This window comes from Kocuria sp. JC486 (assembly GCF_011602805.1).
Lineage (GTDB): Bacteria > Actinomycetota > Actinomycetes > Actinomycetales > Micrococcaceae > Kocuria > Kocuria soli.
Window position 1 is genome coordinate 37,471 of sequence record NZ_JAAOZS010000014.1, and the last position, 21,867, is coordinate 59,337.

The 21,867-nt window shown below is 66.9% G+C and carries 19 protein-coding genes; 4 read left to right on the top strand and 15 right to left on the bottom strand.

Features of this window, described 5'->3' with window-relative positions; translation table 11 throughout:
• Positions 1-46 precede the first annotated feature (46 nt).
• From GWK18_RS08550 to serS, 6 genes are all read right to left on the bottom strand, one after another.
• Positions 47-1,042 carry a glycine betaine ABC transporter substrate-binding protein gene (locus GWK18_RS08550; protein ID WP_166834599.1) on the bottom strand — a complete coding sequence of 332 codons (996 nt, stop codon included), beginning with the start codon at positions 1,040-1,042 and terminating at the stop codon, positions 47-49.
• A 25-nt stretch (positions 1,043-1,067) separates the two neighbouring features.
• Positions 1,068-1,862, bottom strand: coding sequence for an ABC transporter permease (locus GWK18_RS08555; RefSeq protein ID WP_166834601.1), 795 nt, complete (start codon positions 1,860-1,862; stop codon positions 1,068-1,070).
• Positions 1,859-3,229 (bottom strand): ABC transporter ATP-binding protein, encoded by a 1,371-nt coding sequence (locus GWK18_RS08560; RefSeq protein WP_166834603.1) that lies wholly within the window; start codon positions 3,227-3,229, stop codon positions 1,859-1,861. Before GWK18_RS08560 ends, GWK18_RS08555 begins: the two co-directional genes overlap by 4 nt.
• Positions 3,222-3,860: an ABC transporter permease gene (locus tag GWK18_RS08565; RefSeq protein WP_123825372.1), complete on the bottom strand. Its 639-nt coding sequence runs from the start codon at positions 3,858-3,860 to the stop codon at positions 3,222-3,224. The genes GWK18_RS08560 and GWK18_RS08565 overlap by 8 nt, the downstream gene beginning before the upstream one ends.
• A gap of 296 nt (positions 3,861-4,156) precedes the next feature.
• Complete coding sequence (locus GWK18_RS08570) at positions 4,157-5,149, bottom strand: HAD family hydrolase (protein WP_166834605.1); 993 nt, start codon at positions 5,147-5,149, stop codon at positions 4,157-4,159.
• Between the two features lie 161 nt (positions 5,150-5,310).
• Positions 5,311-6,612 (bottom strand): serine--tRNA ligase, encoded by a 1,302-nt coding sequence (gene serS, locus GWK18_RS08575; RefSeq protein ID WP_166834607.1) that lies wholly within the window; start codon positions 6,610-6,612, stop codon positions 5,311-5,313.
• Between the two features lie 214 nt (positions 6,613-6,826).
• Here serS and GWK18_RS13460 point away from each other — a divergent pair, with 214 nt between their 5' ends.
• Positions 6,827-7,786 carry a diacylglycerol kinase family protein gene (locus GWK18_RS13460; protein ID WP_166834609.1) on the top strand — a complete coding sequence of 320 codons (960 nt, stop codon included), beginning with the start codon at positions 6,827-6,829 and terminating at the stop codon, positions 7,784-7,786.
• A gap of 126 nt (positions 7,787-7,912) precedes the next feature.
• Here GWK18_RS13460 and GWK18_RS08585 read toward each other — a convergent pair whose 3' ends face one another.
• From GWK18_RS08585 to GWK18_RS08595, 3 genes are all read right to left on the bottom strand, one after another.
• Entirely contained in the window at positions 7,913-9,313 is a 1,401-nt protein-coding gene (locus GWK18_RS08585; protein ID WP_166834611.1) for a GntP family permease, read from the bottom strand.
• Between the two features lie 73 nt (positions 9,314-9,386).
• A complete protein-coding gene (pheA, locus tag GWK18_RS08590) occupies positions 9,387-10,313 on the bottom strand; it encodes a prephenate dehydratase (RefSeq protein ID WP_166834613.1) in 927 nt (308 codons plus the stop codon).
• Positions 10,314-10,326: 13 nt separating this feature from the next.
• Entirely contained in the window at positions 10,327-10,662 is a 336-nt protein-coding gene (locus GWK18_RS08595; protein ID WP_166834615.1) for a rhodanese-like domain-containing protein, read from the bottom strand.
• 132 nt (positions 10,663-10,794) lie between these two features.
• Here GWK18_RS08595 and GWK18_RS08600 point away from each other — a divergent pair, with 132 nt between their 5' ends.
• Positions 10,795-11,121, top strand: coding sequence for a metalloregulator ArsR/SmtB family transcription factor (locus GWK18_RS08600; RefSeq protein WP_348535901.1), 327 nt, complete (start codon positions 10,795-10,797; stop codon positions 11,119-11,121).
• On the opposite strand, the gene GWK18_RS08605 is transcribed toward GWK18_RS08600, so the two are convergent.
• On the bottom strand, positions 11,111-13,558 hold the full coding sequence (locus GWK18_RS08605; RefSeq protein ID WP_166834617.1) for an excinuclease ABC subunit UvrA: 2,448 nt from the start codon (positions 13,556-13,558) through the stop codon (positions 11,111-11,113). The genes GWK18_RS08600 and GWK18_RS08605 overlap by 11 nt on opposite strands.
• A 139-nt stretch (positions 13,559-13,697) precedes the next feature.
• On the opposite strand from GWK18_RS08605, the gene GWK18_RS08610 reads away from it, so the two are divergent.
• Positions 13,698-15,164 carry an APC family permease gene (locus GWK18_RS08610; protein ID WP_166834619.1) on the top strand — a complete coding sequence of 489 codons (1,467 nt, stop codon included), beginning with the start codon at positions 13,698-13,700 and terminating at the stop codon, positions 15,162-15,164.
• 165 nt (positions 15,165-15,329) lie between these two features.
• Entirely contained in the window at positions 15,330-16,841 is a 1,512-nt protein-coding gene (locus tag GWK18_RS08615) for an NAD-dependent succinate-semialdehyde dehydrogenase (protein ID WP_166834621.1), read from the top strand.
• 133 nt (positions 16,842-16,974) lie between these two features.
• On the opposite strand, the gene rbsD is transcribed toward GWK18_RS08615, so the two are convergent.
• The 5 genes from rbsD to GWK18_RS08640 are packed head-to-tail and all read right to left on the bottom strand — an operon-like array spanning position 16,975 to position 21,859.
• Positions 16,975-17,358, bottom strand: coding sequence for a D-ribose pyranase (gene rbsD / locus GWK18_RS08620; protein WP_166834623.1), 384 nt, complete (start codon positions 17,356-17,358; stop codon positions 16,975-16,977).
• Positions 17,355-18,296, bottom strand: coding sequence for a ribokinase (locus tag GWK18_RS08625; protein WP_348535902.1), 942 nt, complete (start codon positions 18,294-18,296; stop codon positions 17,355-17,357). The genes rbsD and GWK18_RS08625 overlap by 4 nt, the downstream gene beginning before the upstream one ends.
• Entirely contained in the window at positions 18,293-19,234 is a 942-nt protein-coding gene (locus GWK18_RS08630) for a substrate-binding domain-containing protein (RefSeq protein ID WP_166834625.1), read from the bottom strand. Before GWK18_RS08630 ends, GWK18_RS08625 begins: the two co-directional genes overlap by 4 nt.
• Positions 19,235-19,261: 27 nt before the next feature.
• Positions 19,262-20,257 carry an ABC transporter permease gene (locus GWK18_RS08635; protein ID WP_123825384.1) on the bottom strand — a complete coding sequence of 332 codons (996 nt, stop codon included), beginning with the start codon at positions 20,255-20,257 and terminating at the stop codon, positions 19,262-19,264.
• Positions 20,258-20,308: 51 nt separating this feature from the next.
• Positions 20,309-21,859: a sugar ABC transporter ATP-binding protein gene (locus tag GWK18_RS08640; protein ID WP_123825385.1), complete on the bottom strand. Its 1,551-nt coding sequence runs from the start codon at positions 21,857-21,859 to the stop codon at positions 20,309-20,311.
• Positions 21,860-21,867: the final 8 nt, after the last annotated feature.

Genomic DNA, 21,867 nt, shown 5'->3' on the forward strand with positions numbered 1-21,867 from the left:
AGGTCCGCTGCGGCGGCCCCACCGCCGTCGTCGTCCCTCACGAGACTCACTGCGGTTCTGAGATGAACCCTTCCTCGACCATCCAGTCGAAGGCGACGTCCGCTGGGTCCTTGCCCTCCACGTCCACCTGGGCGTTGAGTTCCTGCAGGGTCTCGTTGTCCAACTTGGCCATGACCGGCGCCAGGGTTTCCTCCAGCTCGGGGTGCTGGTCCAAGAATTCCTGGTTGAACACGGGCGAGCCGTTGTAGGCCGGGAAGTAGTGCTTGTCGTCCTCCAGGACCGTCAGGTTCAGGGAAAGGATGCGGCCGTCGGTGGTGAAGACCTCGCCGAAGTTGCACGACCCGTCCGCAGTGGCCGCGTAGATCGCACCAGTGTCGTAGAGACCGATGTTGTCGTCCGGGACTTCCTCGCCGCGGGGCAGGTCGTAGTGCTCGAGCATGGGGGTCATGCCGTCGGCGCGCGAGTTGAACTCCGCCTCCACGCAGAAGGTCCGGTCCTCGACCGGAAGGTTCTGGATGTCGGAGACCTTGGTCAGGTTGTGCTCCTTGGCGAAGTCCTCCCGAACGGCGAACGCGTAGGTGTTGTTGAACGGGCCCGCTTCGCCCCACACCAGGCCGTTGTTCAGGTCCTCGTCGTGCACGGCCTGCCATTGCTTCTGGGGGTCGTTGATGCCTTCTTCCTGACCCATGTAGGTCAGCCAGGCCGTGCCGGTGTATTCGATCGTGACGTCGGCGTCGTGGTTCATCATCATCTGGCGCACGGGCTGGGATCCGGGGACGTTGGTCATGTCCTGAGCGTTGAATCCCGCGGCGTCCACGGCTAGGACCAGGATCTTGCCGAGGATGAGCTGTTCCGTGAAGTTCTTGGAGACCACGCGGACGGGTTCGTCGTTGGCGCCGTCGATTTCCTGGATGGAGCCCGGGCCGAATTCCGGTGTGTAGGCGGTCGAGGACTGCAACCCGCAGCCGGTGATGGTCAGCATGCCCGCGCCCAGCATGGCAAGGACCGCCGTGACGCGGTGGGAGGTTTTGTGCTCACTCATGGGTCAATTCCTCACAGTCGGGGCGTCACAGGCCACGGGGGCGGGCAATGTGTTCGACGACGCGCCCCAGCCAGTCCACGGCCAGGGCCAGGACGGCGACCAGGACCGAGCCCGTGATCAGGACGCGCGGCAGACTCAGGTTCACGCCCGAGGTGATTAGCAGCCCCAACCCGCCCGCGTTGATGAAGGTCCCGAGCGTTGCCGTGCCGACCACCAACACGAGGGCGGTTCGCACCCCGGCCAGGATCAGCGGGACGGCAAGGGGCAGTTCCACGCGCCATAGCACCGCGGCCGCGGACATCCCCATTCCCCGGCCCGCCTCGACCAAGGACTGGTCCACGGCGTCCAGACCCGCCATGGTGTTCCGGAGGACCGGAAGGACGGCGTAGACCACCAGGGCCACGATGGCCGCGGTCGGCCCGAAGCCCATCCAGAACGCGAACACCACGATCAGACCCACGGCGGGTGCGGCCTGACCGAAGTTGACCAGGGCCGTCACCGGTGTGGTGAAACGCCGCATGGGCGGCCGCGTGAGCAGGATGCCGAGCGGGATGGCGATCACCAGGACCACGACCGTGGCGATGGCCGTCAGGTAGAGGTGCTCCAAGGTCATCGACCACAACTCACCCGGGGTCAGGGTGACCATCTCGGTGTCGCTGAGGTCCCGCGTGTACAGCCAGGCGAACAGCGCGCCCAGAATCGCCAGCAGGATGACCGGATACAGCAGCAGGGACGCCCATCCGCCACGGTCGACCTCGAGTCCGGTGTCGGTCTTGGAGGCCGCTTCCGTCGGTGTCTTTTCGGTGTCCAGCTGGCTCATGGCCGCTCACCACTCGTCTGCGGCAGCGCGGTTGAGCCGGATCCCTCGTGGGCATCCGAACGGGAGGGTTCAGCGGCGCCGTCGTCGTAGCGGCCGCGACCGGTGCCGACCTGGTCCGGGGTGATCAACGTGATCTCGCCGGTGTCCGGTGCCACCTCGATCCTGGCCTCGGCGTCGTTGGTCCCCACGGGTGAACGACCCGTGTCGGCGGCGCCCCGGTTGTCACGCAAGGACTGCATGACGGTGTCGATGTCCACCACACCCTCGAACCGGCCGCGGGGCCCCACCACCAGAGCGGCACCGGCGCGGGAGACCAGCATGGTGTCCAGCGCGTCCTCCAGGGTGGCGCCCATGCCCACGATCGGCAGGTCGGGTTCGTAGCGGGTGGGCAGCGCGGTGGCGCGGCGCAACTGCGCCACGCTCGGCCAGGCGATCGGCCGCCTGGCGCGGTCCAGGACCACCACGTGACCGTGCCCGGCCGCTTCCGCCTTCTGCACGGCAGTGGTGGGCGAGTCCTCCGGGGTCACGACGACGGCGTCCAGGATCGGCATCTCGTTGACGCGCGTCAGACCGAGCGCCTTCAGCCCTGCGCCACTGCCCACGAAGTCGGAGACGAAATCGTTGGCCGGTTCCGCCAGGATGCGTTCGGGGCTGTCGTACTGCTGGATCCGTGCGCCCTCGTCGAAGACCACCACCCAGTCGCCGAGCTTCACGGCCTCGTCGATGTCGTGCGTGACGATCACGATCGTCTTACGCAGTTCGTTCTGGATCGAGATCATCTCGTCCTGCAACCGCTGGCGGGTGATCGGGTCCACCGCTCCGAAGGGTTCGTCCATGAGCAGCACGGGCGGGTCCGCGGCCAGGGCGCGGGCAACGCCCACACGCTGCTGCTGACCACCCGAGAGCTGCTTGGGGTAGCGGTCCCGGTAGCTGTCCGGGTCAAGGGACACCAGTTCGAGCAGTTCGTCCACGCGTTCCGCGATGCGCTGCTTGTCCCAGCCGAGCATCTTGGGCACCAGCCCGATGTTGGCGGCAACCGTCATGTGCGGAAACAGGCCACCGGCCTGGATCACGTATCCCATCCGGCGGCGCAGGTCGTCGCCGTTCATGGTGGTCACGTCCTCGCCGTCGATCACGATCGAGCCTTCGGTGGGTTCGATCAGACGGTTGATCATCTTCATGGTCGTGGTCTTGCCACAGCCGGAGGGCCCCACGAACATGACGGTCGAGCCCGCCGGGATCTCGAGCGTGAGGTGATCGACGGCGGGAGCGGACTTGGACCCGTAACGCTTGGTGACGCCGTCGAGCAGGATGGGGACGCCCGTGATACGTCCGGGCTCTGTGGGCGCAGTGGTGGATTCAGACACGGAGACCTCGCGAGGTTGTGAGTCGGCCCAGCAGGATCAGCAAGGCGTCAAGGATGGTGGCCACCACGATCACGGCGACAATGCCCGTGATCACGGAGGCCAGGGAGTTGGCACCGCCCAGACGTGAGAGCCCGGAGAAGATGAAGCCGCCCAGACCCGGGCCCAGCACGAAGGCGGCGATGGCCGCGATGCCCATGACCATCTGGGCCGAGACCCGCATGCCCGTCAGGATCACGGGCCAGGCCATGGGCAGTTCCACGCGGAAGAACGTGGCCATGCGGCTCATCCCGATGCCTCGGGCGGATTCGACGACGCCTCCCGGGACCGAGTTCAGCCCGACCACCGCGTTGCGCAGGATCGGGAGCACGGCGTAGAAGGTCACCACCACGACGGCGGGCAGCACACCGAAGCCCAACGGGGCGATCAACAGGCCGATCATCGCGAAGGACGGGATGGTCAAGCCGATGGCCGTGAAGCTGTTGGCCAGGTTGCTCAACCTTTCGGAGCGGTAGGAGACCATGGCCAGTCCCACGGCGATCACCGTTGCCAGCAGCAGGCACTGGACAACCAGTGAGAAGTGCTGCCAGCTGGCGAACAGGATCTGTTGCCACCGGTCAGTGACATAGTCCATGGTCGATGCCCCCTCGGTCGCTTGACATCGGGCGATGTCGTCATTCGGACGGATGCAGCGCCCGAGGCGGGACTCCCGGAGGCCACCCCGGGACGTGCCCGGGATCACTCTCCACCATACTCCGACAGTTCACTGATGAGTCGGCATCGACCTCCGACTGGCGATTTTCAATGACATTTCACCTGGCCAGAGCAGGCATGAGTATTACGCAGCAATGACCGGGTACCGGCGTGGCCCCAGGCACGCAGTGCGACTCGTCCAGTGGATCACTGGCCGGGCGGGGTGCTCCGGTCGGCTCAGATCAGGCTGCGAAGGATCCTGGCCGCGCCGTCTTCGTAGACGCTGGTGGTGACTTCCCGTGCAACGGCCACGACCTCGTCGGGGGCCTGTCCCATGGCCACGCCTCGCGCGGCCCAGTCCAGCATCTCCACGTCGTTGCGGCCGTCACCGATGGCCACCGTGTGCGCGGGGTCCACGTGGAGGTAGCGGCGGACCTGTTCGAGCGCGCTGGCCTTGGACACGCCGGCAGCGGCCACGTCCAGCCAGGCGGTCCAGCCGACTGAGTAGGCGACACCGTGCAGACCGGCGGCGTCGATGGCCCGGGCGAAGTCCTCCGGGGTCTCCTCCGAGCTGTAGACCACCAGGCGGACGGCATCCAGGTCCGCCAGCTGGGGGATGTCCGTGCCGATGGCCTGGATCCCGAAGGACCGGTCTTGGAAGCGTTCGGTCGCGAAGAAGTGCCCGTCGGCCGTCTCCAGCGCGAACTTGGCGGTGGGCAGCGCGTCCTTGAGAGCGTCCAGGGCGGCACCGGGGTTGAAGGTCACGGCGTCGATCACGCGGTGATAGTCCGGCAGGCTCGGGTCCAGCTGGAGTGTCACGCCGCCGTTGGAGCACACCGCAAAGCCGCTCTCGAGTCCCAGCTGTTCGCACACGGGCAGCGTGGCCCCACGGGAGCGCCCGGTGGAAATGACCAGGTGGTGCCCTGCGGCGGCGGCCGCCAGGGCGGCCTCCTTGACCTCGTCGGACATCGCACCGTCGTGGTCGACCAGGGTGCCGTCCACGTCCAGGGCGACCAGGTACTTGACGCCCTTCTCGAGCTCCCAGTCGCTGCCCACCGGATCCCTGTCGGGTTCCGGGAAGGGCGAGGTGCCGGGCTGGAGGAACTCGGGGGTCTCCACGGCGTCGTCGTATTCGCCGGTGCGGTCGGCGCTGTACTCGCCGTCGAATTCTTCCAAGAGGTCTGCGTTCTCGAACCGGTCGTCGCTGCCGGTGTTCTTCTGCGTCGTCATGGTCGTCATGCTGTCACACCACCACGACACGCTTCCGTTCGGTGGACCACAGACGAACCGAGAGATGAACGGCGCCTGACACCTTGACGCCGAGTTCGGGGTTGTTCCGCCTATTCGGCGAAATAGGCGGAACAACCCCGAACTCGGCGGGAGGAATGGGGTCAGGCGATGACGTCGATGCGTTCCTGGTTGCGCATGTACGGGCGGAGGGCCTCGGGGATAATGACCGAGCCGTCGGCCTGCTGGTGCGTCTCCAGGATCGCGACCAGCCAGCGGGTGGTCGCCAACGTGCCGTTGAGGGTCGCCACGGTGCGGGTGCCACCCTTCTTGACCTTGCCGTCCACCGTGGTGTCGGCCAGCCGCTCGCGGATGTTGAGGCGGCGGGCCTGGTAGGTGGTGCAGTTGGAGGTCGAGGTGAGCTCGCGATACCGCCCCTGCGTGGGGATCCAGGCCTCGCAGTCGAACTTGCGGGCCGCGGAGGTCCCCAGGTCACCGGCGGCGGTATCGATCACGCGGTAGGCCAGCCCGCAAGCCTGCAGCATCTGCTCTTCCCATTCGAGCATGCGGGCGTGCTCGGCCTCGGCCTGGTCCACGTCGCAGTAGACGAACATCTCGAGCTTGTTGAACTGGTGCACGCGGATGATGCCGCGGGTGTCCTTGCCCGCCGACCCGGCCTCACGGCGGTAGCACGAGGACCAGCCCGCGTAGCGCAGGGGTCCGGTGGTCAGGTCCAGGATCTCGTCGGCGTGGTACCCGGCGATCGCCACCTCGGACGTGCCGACCAGGTAGAGGTCGTCCTTCTCCAGGCGGTAGATCTCGGCGTCGTGTTCGACGTCGAAGCCCGTGCCGGCCATGATCTCCGGGCGCACCAGCGTGGGGGTGGTCAGGGAGATGAAGTTGTTGTCCACCGCCAGGTCCTGGCCCATGCGCAGCAAGGCGGTCTCCAGGCGCGCGATGTCGCGCTTGAGGAAGTAGAACCGCGATCCGCCGACCTTGGCGCCGCGTTCCATGTCGATGCCGTCGACCAGCTCAGCGATGGCCAGGTGGTCCCTCGGTTCGAACCCCTCGGCGGTGAAGTCCCGCGGGGTGCCCACGTGCTTGACCACCTCGTAGTCATCCTCACCACCGGTCGGGACGCCGTCGATGATCAGGTTGGGCATGGTCTTGAGCAGCTCGTCGATCGCGTTCTGCGCCTCGGCGGCACGGGTGTCGGCGTCCTTGACCCGGTTGGCCAGCTCCTTGACCTCGGCCAGCAGCTGCTGCTTCTCCTCGCCCTGGGCCTGCGCCACCTTCTTGCCGAAGACTTTCTGCTCCGCCCGGAGGTTCTCGTACTCGGTGATCGCGGACCGGCGTGCGGCATCCGCGTCGAGGACGTGGTCCACGGTCTCCGGAGACAGCCCGCGGGCGGTCTGCGAGGCACGGAACTTGTCGGGGTGTTCGCGAAGAAGATTGATGTCGATCACCAGGCCAGGGTATCCGAGGTTCTTCACCCACCCGCGACCGCGACCGCACTCGACAGGGACCCGGGCGGAAGTGACTATCCTCGAGGGGGCGGTACACGCTGAGACCGCCCTGTCCGAGGCGAGGCACCCTCACTGGACCCCGCCTTCCCGGACCCTTCCGACCCTTCCCTCACCTCCCCCGACCTTTGCCCGCTAGCGCGGCTAGGAGCCAACCGTGGCAGCAACGCCAACCCCACAACGCGTGGCGGTCGTGATCAACCCCTCCAAGTACGACGCCGACTCGGCACGTGACACGGTCGTCGTCGCCTGCCGCAAGGCCGGGTGGCCGGATCCGGAGTTCCTGCCGACCACGGTCGACGACCCCGGTACGTCCATGGCGCAGGCCGCACTCAAGTCCGGCGCGGACGTGGTCCTGGCCGCGGGTGGTGACGGCACGGTGCGTACGGTGGCCGAGGTCCTGGCCAATTCGGGCACGCCCCTGGGTCTGATCCCGTTGGGGACCGGCAACCTGCTGGCGCGGAACCTGGGCGCTCACCTGGACGACGTTCACCATTCGGTGGACATTGCGCTGTTCGGCGACCAGCGGTTGATCGACATGGTCTCCTTCAGCACGGAGAACATGCGCGGTGAACGCTTCGAACACGCACTGTGCGTGATGGGCGGCGCCGGATTCGACGCCGAGATCATGTCCAACACCCGTGACGAACTCAAACGACAGATCGGGTGGATGGCCTACATGGAGGCCGGCATGCGCCGCATGACCGCGGAGCCCGCGTGGACCCGGTACAGCATCGACGGCGGCCCCTGGCAGACCAAGCGCCTGCGCTCGATCATGGCCGCCAACTGCGGCGTTCTGACCGGAGGCCTGGTGCTGGTCCCCGGGGCGAAGTTGAACGACGGACGGATGGACGCCGTCGTCATCGCCCCGCGCGGTCCGTTGGGCTGGGTCACGTTGACCAGCAAGGTCATCTTCAAGCAGCGCCACGACCTCCCCGCCATGGAACACCACCGGTGCAAGAAGCTGCGCGCCGAGTTCCACAAACCCACAGAGGCACAGATCGACGGCGACGGGCTGGGCCGGATCACGGCCTTCGAGGCGAACATCATGCCGGAGGCCTTGGCCCTGCGCGTTCCGCCGTCGCAGGGCGACGACGCGCACGACATCATCACCTGAGCGGCGAGGACCGGACCGAGCGGCGGGTGGTGGGGCTTCCGCAGACCGTCAAGCGAAGCAGGTCAAGGAAGCCCCACCACCCGCCGTACCCGTGTCCTTGCCGGGCAGGCTGGTAGTTGCCGTGGGCTAGAACGCCCCCGCCAGGGCGAAGATCAGCGCCGACAGGCCGAAGCCGATCACGCCGATCAGGGTCTCCAGCACGGTCCAGGTGCGGAAGGTGGTCTTGACGTCCATCTCCAGCAGACGACCCACCAGCCAGAAGCCGGAGTCGTTGACGTGGGACAGCGCGACCGAACCGGCCGCCACGGCCAGGACCAGGGCCGCGACCTGCACCTGGTTGTAGTCACCTGCCGCCAGCGCGGGCGCGATCAGACCGGCCGCCGTCGTGAGAGCCACGGTGGCCGAGCCCTGGGCGACGCGCAGGACCAGAGCTATCAGGAACCCGGCCAGGATCACTGGAATCCCAAGGTCGGAGAGGACGTCCGCCAGGGCGTCCCCGATCCCGGAGGCGCGCAGCACACCACCGAACATGCCACCGGCGCCGGTGATCAGGATGACGGAACAGACCGGGCCGAGTGCGGATTCGAAGGTCTTCTCGATCGCGGACCCGCTGACGCCGCGAGCCGCGCCGATCAGCAGCGCAGCCACGATCAGGGTGATGGTCAGGGCAATCGGAGTCTGCCCGATGGCCACCAGGACCTGGTACCAGAGGGATTCGCCCGCGGACTCGGCGATCACACCGGAGTCCAGCAGGGTGGTCAGGCCGGTGTTCAGGAAGATCAGGATCAGCGGCAGCAACAGGACGAAGACCACGGTGCCGGTCTTCGGCGGGTTCTGGACCTCCTCCGCCTCACCCAGGATGCTGGGCACGGGAAGGTTGATCCGCCGACCGGAGTACAGGCCGAAGAGGTAGGAGCTCAGGTACCAGGCGGGCAGCGCCACCAGCACGCCGAGGAGCAGCACAATGCCCACGTTGGCCTCGAAGAACGCGGAGGCCGCGACCGGGCCCGGGTGCGGCGGCAGGAAGATGTGCATCACGGAGAACGCACCCACCGCAGGCAAGGCGTATCGCAACACGGACCCGCCCAGGCGCCGAGCGACCGAGAAGACCACGGGCAGCATGACGACCAGTCCGGCGTCGAAGAAGATCGGGAAGCCGAACAGCAGCGATGCGATCCCCAGCGCCAGCGGGGCACGCTTCTCCCCGAACACGCTGATGAGTTTGTCCGCGAGCACCTGGGCGCCGCCGGAGGTTTCGAGCAGGCGACCGAGCATGGCACCCAGGCCCACCAGCAGGGCAACGCTGGCCAAGGTGGTTCCGAAACCATTGGTCAGGACGGGCACCACCGCGTCCATGGGGATCCCCGCGGCCACGGCCGTGAGGCCGCTGATCACGATCAGGGCAAGGAACGCGTGGACCTTGAACTTGATGATCAACACCAGCAGGACCACGATCGCGGCCGCCGCGATGGCTAACAAGGGACCGGCGGTGAGGGTCTGTTCCCAGCCTTCGAGTTGTTCAACCATGGCAACTCATTTCTGTGCCACGGCCTCATTGCCGTGGGACCTCGCTATCCAAGGACGTATGGGGGGCGACCCGCTATTGCAGGCCGCGCAAGTCCGCCACCCAGTCCCTGGCTTGGGTGAAGGCGCCGTCGGTGTGATGACCGGCGACGACGGCGGGCTTGTGATCCGCCCGGGCGTATGAGCCCAGGAAGCGTGTGGTGGGACAGATGCGGCGCAGACCGACCAGGGCCTCGGCAACGCGTTCGTCCCGGACGTGACCGTCGACGTCCACGGAGAAGAAGTAATCCCCCAGGTAGTTGCCCGTGGGCCTGGACTCGATCCGGCTCAGGTTGACCCCGCGGGTGGCGAACTGTTCCAGGATTTCCATCAGGGCGCCGGCGCGGTCCTCCCAGAGGGGAATGACCAGGGTGGTCCGGTCCGCGCCCGTCCGTTCGGGCAGCGGGGAATCGGGGCCACCCAGGTGGACGAAGCGGGTCACGGCTTCCGGGTTGTCGCCGATGTTCTCGGCCAGCACCACGAGTTCTGGGTGGGTCTCACACACCGTGGGTGCGCAGATCGCGGCGTCGTAGGACACCGGTTCGTCACCGAGCAGTCCCAGGGCACCGGCCGCAGTCGAGGACGCGGGGATGTACTCGGCCTGCGGAACGTGGGTCTCGGCCCAGTCCCGCACCTGGGCCCAGGCGTGCGAGTGGGTGGACACGGCCTTGATCTCACTCAGAGGCTTGTCCTGCGTGGCCACAAGGTTGAACCGGATCGGCACGAGCATCTCGGCGAGGATCCGGACCTCCGGGCCCACGGCCACGGCGTCCAGGGTGGCGGAAACCCCGCCCTCCACGGAGTTCTCGATCGGTACGACGGCGGAACTCACGCGCCCGTCGCGCAATGCCGCGAGCGCGGCGGGGACGGAGCTGGCGGGAAGGTGGTCGGTGCCGTCGGGGTCGACCTGGCGCAGGGCAGCCTCGGTGAAGGTCCCGGCGGGACCCAGGTAGGCGATGGTCATGGGCGGCGGGCCGTCACTTCACGGTCGGTTCGTCGCCGGTCTCGGAGACCATGGGCTTCTCGGCGTCAGCCCAGGCCCCCATGCCGCCCAGCACGTTGACGGGGTCGAATCCCGTGCCGGCCAGGAAGGCGGTTGCACGCAGGGAACGTCCACCGGAGCGGCAGATGACGTAGACGTCCTCGTCCACGGGGACCTCGCCGTAACGCGCGGAGAGCTCACCCAGCGGGATGTGCTGGGCGCCGTCGATGTGCCCGGCTTCCCACTCGAAATCCTCGCGAACGTCCAGGATCTTGGCGTCGGCCGGGACCTCGTCCACGGAGGCGCTGGGGAGATTGTCGACGTTGTCCACGCGGAGACTCCTTCTGATCGATCTGGTGAACGCTTCGCCCACCGCACTCAGGGTACGCATCCGGTGGCGCATGAGCGGCAATACACCGGGGCGGCGCTTAGCCTAGTGTGAGCTGACCCCGGAGGAACATTCGTGATCGACGACAACCCGCACCTTGCACCCTACGCCGCGGTGTCTCTCATGTTCTCCGCACTGTCCAACCCGGCGCGGTCGGCCATCGTGCACCGCCTGACGGAGTCGCCGTGTTTCGTGGGCGAGTTGGTCGAGCACCTGGAGCTCGCGCAACCACTGGTCTCCCAGCACCTCAAGGTTCTCCGGGAAGCCCACCTGGTGCAGGCGGTCCGGCAGGGGCGGCAGAGCCGCTACCAGCTCACGGACGAACACGTCACCCACCTGTTCCTGGACGCCCTGCACCACACCCAGGAGCACTCGGAGGCAGCGCCCAGACTCAGCCTTTGACGTACTCGGCCAGATGCTGACCGGTCAGCGTCTGCGCCGAATCGACCAGGTCGGTGGGAGTGCCTTCGAACACCACCCGCCCGCCGTCGGAACCGGCTCCCGGGCCCAGGTCGATGATCCAGTCCGCGTGCGCCATGACCGCCTGATGGTGCTCGATCACGATCACGGACTTCCCCGAGTCCACGAGTTTGTCCAGCAGGGCCAGCAGTTGTTCGACGTCGGCCAAGTGCAAACCCGTGGTGGGCTCGTCCAGGACGTAGATCGCGCCCTTCTCAGCCATGTTCGTGGCCAGTTTGAGGCGTTGCCGCTCGCCCCCGGAGAGCGTGGTCAGCGGCTGGCCCAGGGTGATGTACCCCAGCCCCACGTCGTCCAGGCGGACCAGGATCTTGTGCGCGGCGGGCAGCTTGAAGCCCTCGGTGGCCTGCCCGTCGTCGTTGGTGGTGCCCGATGCGCCGTCGAAGAACTCCCGGGCCTGGGCCACGGACATTCCCAGGACCTCACTGATGTTGCGTCCGCCGAGTGTGTACTCGAGGACGGCGGACTGGAAGCGTTTGCCCTCGCAGTCCTCACATTCCGTGGCCACGCCAGCCATCATCGCCAGGTCCGTGTAGATCACCCCCGCGCCCTTGCAGGTGGGGCAGGCCCCCTCCGAGTTGGCGCTGAACAGTGCGGGCTTGACGCCGTTGGCCCTGGCGAAAGCCTTGCGAATCGGTTCCAGGAGACCCGTGTACGTGGCCGGGTTGGAGCGGCGCGAACCCTTGATCGCACTCTGGTCGATGGCGATCACCGTGTCGTCCCCGGCGGCCTCGGCCAGGAACCCGTGGATCAGCGAACTCTTGCCGGAGCCGGCCACACCGGTCACCACCGTGAGCACCCCCAGGGGAACGTCGACGTCGACGTCGCGCAGGTTATGCCTGTCCGCACCTCGGATCTCGATCGCCCCGGAGGGCTTGCGCACCGAATCCTTGAGCGCGGCCCGGTCCCCCAGGTGCCGACCCGTGAGCGTGTCGCTGGCACGCAGGCCCTCCACAGGTCCCTCGTACTGCAGCTCGCCACCCGCTGTGCCCGCCAACGGGCCCAGGTCCACGACGTGATCGGCGATCAGGATGGTCTCCGGCTTGTGTTCGACCACCAGCACGGTGTTGCCCTTGTCGCGCAGCTGCAGCAGGAGGTTGTTCATCCGCTGGATGTCGTGCGGGTGCAGCCCCACCGTGGGCTCGTCGAACACGTAGGTCACGTCCGTCAGCGGCGAGCCGAGGTGCCGGATCATCTTGGTGCGCTGCGCTTCGCCGCCGGAGAGCGACGACGACGACCGTTCGAGCGCCAGGTACCCCAACCCGATCTCCACGAAGGAGTCGAGTAGTTCGGTCAGGGAACCCAGCAGCGGGGCGACGGACGGGTCCTCGATGTCGCGCACCCATTCGGCCAGGTCGCTGATCTGCATGGCGCAGGCATCGGCGATCGAGATCCCCTTGATCTTGGCGGACCGTGCGGCGTCGTTCAGGCGCGTGCCGCCACAGGCGGGGCAGGCGGTGAAGGTGATGGCCCGGTCCACGAACGCGCGGATGTGGGACTGCAAGGATTCTCGTTCCTTGGACAGCATGGACTTCTGGATCCGGGGAATCACGCCCTCGTAGGTCAGATTGATCCCGTCCACCTTGATCTTGGTGGGTTCGCGGTAGAGCAGGTCCTGGAACTCCTGCTCGGTGAACTTCCCGATCGGCTTGTCCATGTCGAAGTACCCGGAGCCGCCGTACAGCCGCCCGTACCAACCCTCCATCGAGTAGCCGGGGACCGTCAGTCCGCCGTCGTTGAGGGACTTCTCGGCGTCGTAGATGGCGGTGAAGTCGAAATCCGAGACTCGCCCCAGTCCTTCGCATTCGGGGCACATGCCGCCGGTGATGCTGAACTCGCGGCGTTCCTTGACCTCCTTGCCGTCCTTCTGCAGCGTGACGGCGCCCTTTCCGCTGATGGTCGCCACGTTAAAGGAGAACGCCTTGGCCGAGCCGATGTGCGGTGTGCCCAACCGGCTGAACAGAATCCGCAGCATCGCGTTGGCATCGGTCACGGTGCCGACCGTGGAGCGGACGTTGGCCCCCATCCGTTCCTGATCCACGACGATCGCGGTGGTCAGACCCTCCAGCACGTCCACGTCCGGGCGGGCCAGGGTGGGCATGAAGCCCTGGACGAAGGTGCTGTAGGTCTCGTTGATCAGCCGCTGTGATTCGGCGGCGATGGTGCCGAAGACCAGGGAGCTCTTTCCGGATCCGGACACTCCGGTGAACACCGTCAGACGGCGTTTGGGGATCTCGACGTCGATCCCCTTGAGGTTGTTCTCCCGTGCCCCTTGGACACGGATGACCTCGTGGCTGTCAGCCTCACCGACCGAGGGCTGCTGTGCTGCGGTGGTGCTCGGATCCGACGGTGTGGGGGTCATGGTGGCTCCGTTCGTCCTGCCTGGGAATCTGCGTGGATTCGATCGGGCCCGGCCCGTCGGTCAGGGGCAGATTAAACCAGGTCACGCGGACAGCATTCGTCCTCTGTCGAACCGGGGCCGGGTTCTCTACCATTCACCCATGGATTCCGGAAACATCACCGAGCGACCACCACACGATTCCCACGGGCACGATCATCACGACCGTGGGTTCAAGAAGGTCCTCGGCGCGCTGGATGCGATCATGCTCGGTTTCGGCGCGATGATCGGCTTCGGCTGGGTCATCCTGACGGGCGGGTGGATCAACGACGCCGGAACGTGGGGCGCCGTGCTGGCCATGCTCGCAGGCGGGGCCATCATGGCGGTCGTCGGCCTGGTGTACGGCGAACTAGTCGCGGCCATGCCCGCCGCCGGTGGTGAGCACAACTACCTCATGCGAGGCATGGGTGCCCGGTGGGCGTTCGTGGGCTCGTGGGCCATCACGGTCGGGTATATCACCATCGTGGCCTTCGAGGCGGTGGCTGTGCCGCGCACCATCGGCTACATTGCCCCGGGCCTGCTCGAACACGTCAAACTGTGGGAGGTCGCGGGCTCGGAGGTGTACCTCGTGTGGGCCCTCGTGGGCACGGTCTTCGCGGTGATCATCACGGGGATCAACATCATCGGCGTCAAACAGGCCTCCGTGGTGCAGACCTTCGTGGTCCTGTTCCTGCTGATCATCGGCGCGATGATGGTGTTCGGCGCGTTCACCGGAGGCTCCGCGGGGAACATGGAGCCCGCCTTCACGGGCGGCTTGGGCGGATTCTTCCTGGTCCTGGTGGTGGTGCCGTTCCTGTTCGTGGGCTTCGACGTGATTCCGCAGGTCTCCGAAGAGATGCACATTCCGGCCAAGAAGCTCGGCGCCACGATCGTGGTCGCCGTGATGATGGCCGCCGTCTGGTACGTCGTGGTGGTCCTGGCCACCTCCGCCTCCCTTCCCGCTGGCGAGCTTGCCGTGGCGGACATTGCCGTGGCCGATGCCATCGGAGCGGCCTTCGATTCCCAGGTCTTCGCCAATCTTCTGTTGGCCGGTGGTCTGGCAGGCATCCTGACCTCGTGGAACTCCTTGCTCATGGGCGCCAGCCGTCTGCTCTGGGCGCTGGGTGCTTCCCGGATGATCCCCACCTGGTTCGCCAGGATCCATCCGCGGTTCGGCACCCCGGTCAACGCGCTGCTGTTCGTGGGCGTGATCTCCGCGGTGGCGCCGTTCTTCGGTCAGGAGATGCTGGGCTGGCTGGTGGATTCCGGGTCGCCGTCGATCGTGATGGCCTACTTCATGGTGTCGATCGTGTTCGTGATCCTGCGTCGGCGTGAACCGAACATGCCCCGCCCCTTCCGGATCGGTGGCCGCGGACACGGGGGCATGTTCATCGGCGGTCTCTCGGTTCTACTGTGCGCGGCCCTGCTGTCGCTTTACATCCCCGGGATGCCCGCGTCGCTGACCGTGCCGCCTTACGTGGTCTTCGGCTTGTGGTGGGTGCTCGGCTTGGTGTTCCTGGTCCGGATCCCGCGCGGCATCGGTCCCGGCGCGGATGCGGAGTCGCGCCTGATCGCAGCCAAGAGTCGCTGAGTCCCACCGCGGGAACGGTGCGCTGTGCACCAAATCAGCGGCCCTGGCCCCCTGATAATCCGGGCAGACGCATGCCTAGGATGATCCAGAACCTGCCGGTGAGCCCCTGCCCGCCGGACGTCCATGCCTGTCGATGACGACAGCCGCAGAAGGAGACCAACCCCCATGGCCGAACACACCGCCGTCGCCACCGGAGCCCCCTCCGTGTCCGCAGAACAGATCCGCGATCTGCTTGCCAGGACGCCCAAAGGCCTGTTGATCAACGGGACCTGGCGGGACGCCTCGGACGGCGGGACCTTCGACGTCGAAAACCCCGCCACCGGGGAGGTCCTGGCCACTCTGGCCTCCGCGACGCCCGAGGACGCACAAGCCGCCATGGACGCCGCGGCCGAGGCACAGGAGGACTGGGCCCGGACCGCGCCCCGGGAGCGCGCCGAGATCCTGCGCCGCGCCTTCGATCTGGTCCAGGAGCGCCGCGAAGACCTGGCGCTGCTGATGACCCTGGAAATGGGCAAGCCCCTGGCCGAGGCCAACGGGGAGATCACCTACGGCGGAGAGTTCCTGCGATGGTTCTCCGAAGAAACGGTCCGGCATTACGGCCGCACCGCATCCACCCCCGAGGGCAACCTGCAGATGGTGATCCGGCACAAGCCCGTGGGCCCCTGCTACCTGATCACCCCGTGGAACTTCCCGCTGGCCATGGCCACTCGCAAGGTCTCCCCCGCCGTCGCGGCAGGCTGCACCATGGTGCTCAAGTCGGCCAAGCTGACCCCGCTGACCTCGCAGTACTTCGCGCAGATCATGATCGACGCCGGTTTGCCCGCCGGTGTGCTCAACGTGGTCTCTTCCAAGTCCGCGTCGGCGGTCTCCAAGCCGATCATGGCGGACCCGCGCCTGCGCAAGGTTTCGTTCACCGGATCGACCCCCGTGGGCAAGCAGCTCATCAAGGACGCCGCCGACAACGTCCTGCGGACCTCCATGGAGTTGGGCGGCAACGGCCCCCTGCTGGTGTTCGACGACGCCGACCTGGACAAGGCCGTGACCGGAGCCGTGGCGGCCAAGATGCGCAACATGGGCGAGGCCTGCACCGCCGCCAACCGCATTCTGGTTCACGAGTCCGTGGCCGAGGAGTTCATGGAGAAGTTCGCCACCACGCTGGCCGGGCTCACCGTGGGCGACGGAACGTTGGAGGACACCAAGGTGGGACCCCTGGTGGATTCGAACGCGCTGGAGTCCGTCACCGCGTTCGTCGACGACGCCGTGGCCAAGGGCGCCCGCGTGGTCACCGGCGGTCACCGCGTGGGTGACAAGGGGTACTTCTACGCCCCCACCGTCCTGGCCGACGTGCCGGAAGACGCCCGGGTCTCCTGCGAGGAGATCTTCGGCCCCGTGGCCCCGGTCATCACGTTCAAGGACGAGGACGACGCCGTCCGGATCGCCAACACCACCGAGTACGGGCTGGCCTCCTACGTGTTCACGGAGGACTACAAGCGCGCCTACCGTGTGGCCGACCGCATCGAGTTCGGCCTCATGGGGCTGAACGTCGGGGTCATCTCCAACGCCGCGGCACCCTTCGGAGGCGTCAAGCAGTCCGGTGTGGGCCGCGAGGGCGGGGCCGAGGGCATCGAGGAGTACAGCACGGTGCAGTACATCGGCGTCGAGAGCCCCTGGAGCTGACCATCGAGCACCTCTGACAGGTTTGACAGGTTCGACAGGGAAAAGGCCACTTCAGCGCAGGCGAAGTGGCCTTTTCCCTGTCAGAACTGCCCGCCTGAGGCACGGTTCTGCTGGGCGTGTGGCCCGGATCTGCTCAGAACGGGACCCCGCATCGCAGGATGGCATTCGCGTAGGGTGTGGCCTCCCCGGTGCGCACGACGAAACGCGCCTGCCGGGTCAGTTCTTTGAACTCCTCGTGCGGGACCCGCCGAGCCTCCGGAAGGTTGCGGGCCAACACCTGACGCACGGGCGACGTGTCTGCTTCAGCTGCAATGACAGCAGCCTCCACCTCGACTTCCGCCAGAACTGCCTCCAGTACCTCCGCAAAGCTCGGAACCCCCGTGATCACGGCCAGGTCCACGCACTCGACGCCCGGGGGAACCGGCAGGCCCCGGTCGCCGATCACAAACGTGTCCGTATGGCCCAAGCGGGCGATCCGTTCGTTGAGCTGGGCATGCAGGATTCCGCCCCGTTTCACGCCGTACCCCCCAGCTGCGGGAGGTTATCCGTGACGGACGGGTAGCTGGGCTGGGCGCCGATTCCAGTGGCCGCGAACGCGCCGACCCGTGAAGCCGTGCAGGCCGCGTCGCACAGTCTCTCCCCCCGGGCCAGCCCCACCGCGAGCGCACCGATGAAAGCGTCACCTGCGCCGGTGGTGTCCACCGCGTGAACGGGGGCGGCGGGGACCTTGTGGGTGCCGTCGTCGTCGGAAACCAGCGACCCCTTGGCGCCCAGGGTGAGGACGACGGAGGGGATTCCGGTGGCCCTGAGCAATGCAACGAGTTCTTCAGGGTCGGCCGCTGCGGGCAGGCGGCTGTCGAGCTGCTCCAGGACCAGTGCCGCTTCGTGTTCGTTGACCACGAGCGGGTCTGAGGCCAGCAAGGCCTCTCGGTCCAGGTCCAGGACCGGAGCGGGGTTGTGCAGGAAACGCCCCGTGGCGAGCCCCGGTAGCGTTTCAACCCCCTCCGCCGGGATTTCCCCCTGGCACACGACGACGGCCGCACCCCGGATCACCTCGGCAGCATCGTTCACACGGTGTGCGTCCACAGTGGAGTTTGCTCCGGAGATCACCACGATGGAGTTCTCGCCCTGCTGGTCGACCGTGACCACGGCCAGCCCGGTGGGCCCGTCGACGCGGGCGACATGAGTGAGATCGACTCCGGATTCGCGCAGACAACTCAAGGCGATATCGGCCGAAGCATCCGTGCCGACCGCACCGACCATCGTGACGGAACCACCCAGGCGCGCGGCGGCGACCGCCTGGTTGGCGCCCTTGCCACCGGGCAGCATGTGCCCGCCGGTCCCGTGGACGGTTTCACCGGGCAGCGGGTGCCGGAGTACATGGGCGGACAGGTCCACGTTGATCGAGCCCACCACCACGATCCCGGCCATGGAATCCTGCTTGTTCCCGGTCACTGGTAGTCACCCACGTTCTCCTCGGTGACCGTCACGACGTCCACCGAGACCTCTGGGGCGGCTTGATCGCCGCGGATCAGTTTGATGGCTTCCAGAACGGCCTGCTTGCCCAGCTCTTCGGGCTGCTGGGCGATCGTGGCGAGCATCGAGCCGTCGGCCACGGCCTGCACACCTTCGACCGTGCCGTCGAAGCCGACCACGAAGACCTCTGTGCCCGCCCGGGCACCCAGCGCCTCCACGGCGCCGAGTGCCATTTCGTCGTTCTCGCAGAAGATCCCCACGGCCTCCGGGTGGGCCTGCATGAGGTTGGTGGCAACGTCCAGGCCCTCCGCTCGGTCGAAGTTCGCGGTTTGTTGCGCGCCAATCGTGATGTCCGGGAACTCCTTAATGCCGTCCGTGAACCCTTTGCCACGGTCGCGGGAAGCGGAGGATCCCGGGACGCCCTGGATGACGATGACCTCCCCCTTCTTCCCGAGCGCCTCGGCCAACGTTCGGGCGGCCTGGGTTCCTCCGGCCACGTTGTCGGAGGCCACGAAGCTCGCCAGTTCCCCGGAGGTCGCGTCCCGGTCGACGGCGATGGCGGGGATTCCGGCCTCGTTCAAGGCTTCGACGGAGACGGACACGGCGTCGGAATCCGTGGGGTTCACGATCACGACGTCCACGTCTTGGGTGATCGCGGTGGCGATCTGGTCCGCCTGGCGCGCCGCGTCGTCGGAGGCATCCTGGACGTTGAGCTCGATGCCCTGCGCCTCGGCCTCCGTTTCTGCCCCGTTGATCAGCTGGACGAAGAACGGGTTGGTCTGGGTGGACACTGCCAAGGTGATGCGGTCCGGGCGTTCGCCACGGTTACAGCCCGTCAGTGCCACCCCGGCCACGGTCGCCGTGGTGAGGGCCAGGAAGTCGCGCCTGCTGGTCAGGTGTTGGGTGATGGTGTTCATGGTGATCTCCTCGCTCGGAAGGCTCGATCAGCGGGCGGTCTTGCGACGCAGGACGTCGAAGCCGACCGCCAGGGCGATGACCAAGCCGATGACCACCTGCTGCCAGAACGAGGACACGTTCAGGAGGTTCAGACCGTTGCGGATCACTGCGAGCAGGATCGCGCCCACCAGGGTCCCCGTGGCGCGTCCGGAGCCTCCGGACAGCGACGCACCACCAATCACGACGGCGGCAATGGCGTCCAACTCGTACCCCACACCCGCCTGCGGGCCCGCAGAGGAAAGACGCCCCGCAAGCACCATGCCGGCCAGACCGGCAAAGAGTCCGGCGAGGGCGTAAACCGTCACGAGGATGCGCTTGACGGGCAGACCGGAGAGCCGCGCGGCCTCCTCGTTGCCGCCGATGGCGTACATGGAACGGCCGAGGACCGTTCGGGAGAGCACGAACCAGCAGAGCAGACCGGCAATCACCATGGCGATGATCGGGACGGGGAACGCCCCGATGCTGCTGCCCAGAAGGGACACGGAACCGGAGGTCGGAATCGGGGTCCCGTCGGAGATGACCAGGGTCAGACCGCGGGCCACGCTCATCATGGCCAGGGTTGCGATGAACGCGGGCAGCTTGCCGTAGGCGATCGACAGTCCGGAGATGGCTCCGGCGAGTGCGCCGATCAACAGTCCGATGAACAGTGTGAGGATACCGGGCAGCCCGAGCGTGCTGAACGAGTAGGCGGAGACCATCGCACCCAGCGCAGCAACCGCACCCACGGAGAGGTCGATGCCGGCCGTGACGATCACGAAAGTCATGCCGAAGGCCATGATCGCCACAACCGAGGCCTGGATTCCGATGTTGACCAGGTTGTCGAGTTTCAGGAAGTCGGGGGTTGCGATGAACAGCGCGAGGCAGAGGAGGATCAGGCCCACGAGGGCCCCGTTGTTCATGGCCCACTGACCCAGGCGGGCTGCCCCGCTCGGTCGGTTCGGGCGGTCGGCGGGCTTGGTGTTGGACGTGGCGGTCGCGGTCATGGCCGCAACTCCTTTCTCAGGATCTTGCGATTCCCGGGGTATTGCGGCGGATCAGGAGGGGGTGCCCGCGGATTTGGTGGAGGGCTCTGATGCTGTGACAGCTGAGGTGACTTCGGAGACGGCCAGGGCCATGACCGAGTCCTCCGTGGCGTCGTCGGCATCCAGGACGCCTGCCACGCGTCCGTTGCTCATCACGAGCACCCGGTCGCTCATGCCGAGCACTTCAGGCAGTTCGCTGGACACCATGACCACTGCGCCGCCCAGGGACGTGATTTCGTTGATCAGCTCGTAGATCTCGACCTTGGCGCCGACGTCGACACCGCGGGTCGGTTCGTCGAGCAGAAGGACCTTGGCATCGGCCATGACCCACCGGGCGAACACGACCTTCTGTTGGTTGCCGCCGGAGAGGTCCCGAATGGGCTGGTCCAAACCGGCCATTCGAACGGCCAGTTGGTCCGTCACGACCTGCGCACGGGATCGTTGTCCGCTTCGGTCGACCAGCCCGAACTTCGAGGTCGAGCGGAGGGTGGCGAGTCCCGCGTTGTCCCCCACGCTGGCATCGAGGACCAGTCCCTGGGACTTCCGGTCCTCCGGGACGAGCCCCAAACCCTCGGCGATGGAACGCCCAACGTCGTGCGGCGGCAGCGCCTTGCCTTGCAGCGTCACGGACCCTGAGTCATATGGATCGACGCCGAAGATCGCGCGGAGGACTTCGGTACGCCCTGCACCCACCAGTCCGGCAATGCCCAGGACCTCACCGGCGTGGACCGAGAAATTGACGTCCTCGAAGGCCTCTCCGGAGCTCAGACCCTGTACCTCGAGCAGCGGCTCGCCCTGCTCCTCCGGGCGCTTCCGGGGAAACTGGTCGTCGATATCGCGCCCCACCATGAGGGCGATCAGATTGTCCTGTGACGTGTTGGCCGGGACCTGCGCCACGAACTGTCCGTCACGCAGCACGGAGATGGAGTCCCCGATCCGCGGGATCTCGTCCAGGTGGTGAGAGATGAAGACCATTCCCACGCCGCGGCGCTTGAGGTCGTCGACGACCTCGAACAGCGCATCGATCTCACGCCCGGTCAGGGCAGCCGTGGGCTCATCCAGGATCAGGAGTCGAGCGTCCTGGGACAGCGCCTTGGCGATCTCGACCAACTGTTGGCGAGCGACCCCGAGTTCCCCGACCGGCTTGGCCAGCGGAACGTCCAGTCCGATCCGTTCGAGCGCTTCGCGGGCGACCGCATTCATCCGAGGCTTGTCGACGACCCCGAACCGTTGCGGTGTCCGTCCCAGGGTGATGTTCTCCGCGACGCTCAACTGGGGCACCAGGTTGAGTTCCTGGTGGATGGTCGCGATTCCGTGCGCTTCCGCGGCCTTCACGTCGGGAAGGTGAACCGGTTGGCCGTCGACCAGGATCCGTCCGGTGTCCGGTTGGTAGATCCCGGACATCATCTTGATCAGGGTGGACTTCCCGGCGCCGTTCTCCCCCAGCAGGACTTCGACCTCACCGGCACGCACGTCCACGGTGACGTCGTCGATGACCTTGACGGGGCCGAAGGACTTGCTCACGGATTTCAGCGTGAGCAGGGGTGTTCTCTGATCGGGCATGAGTACTG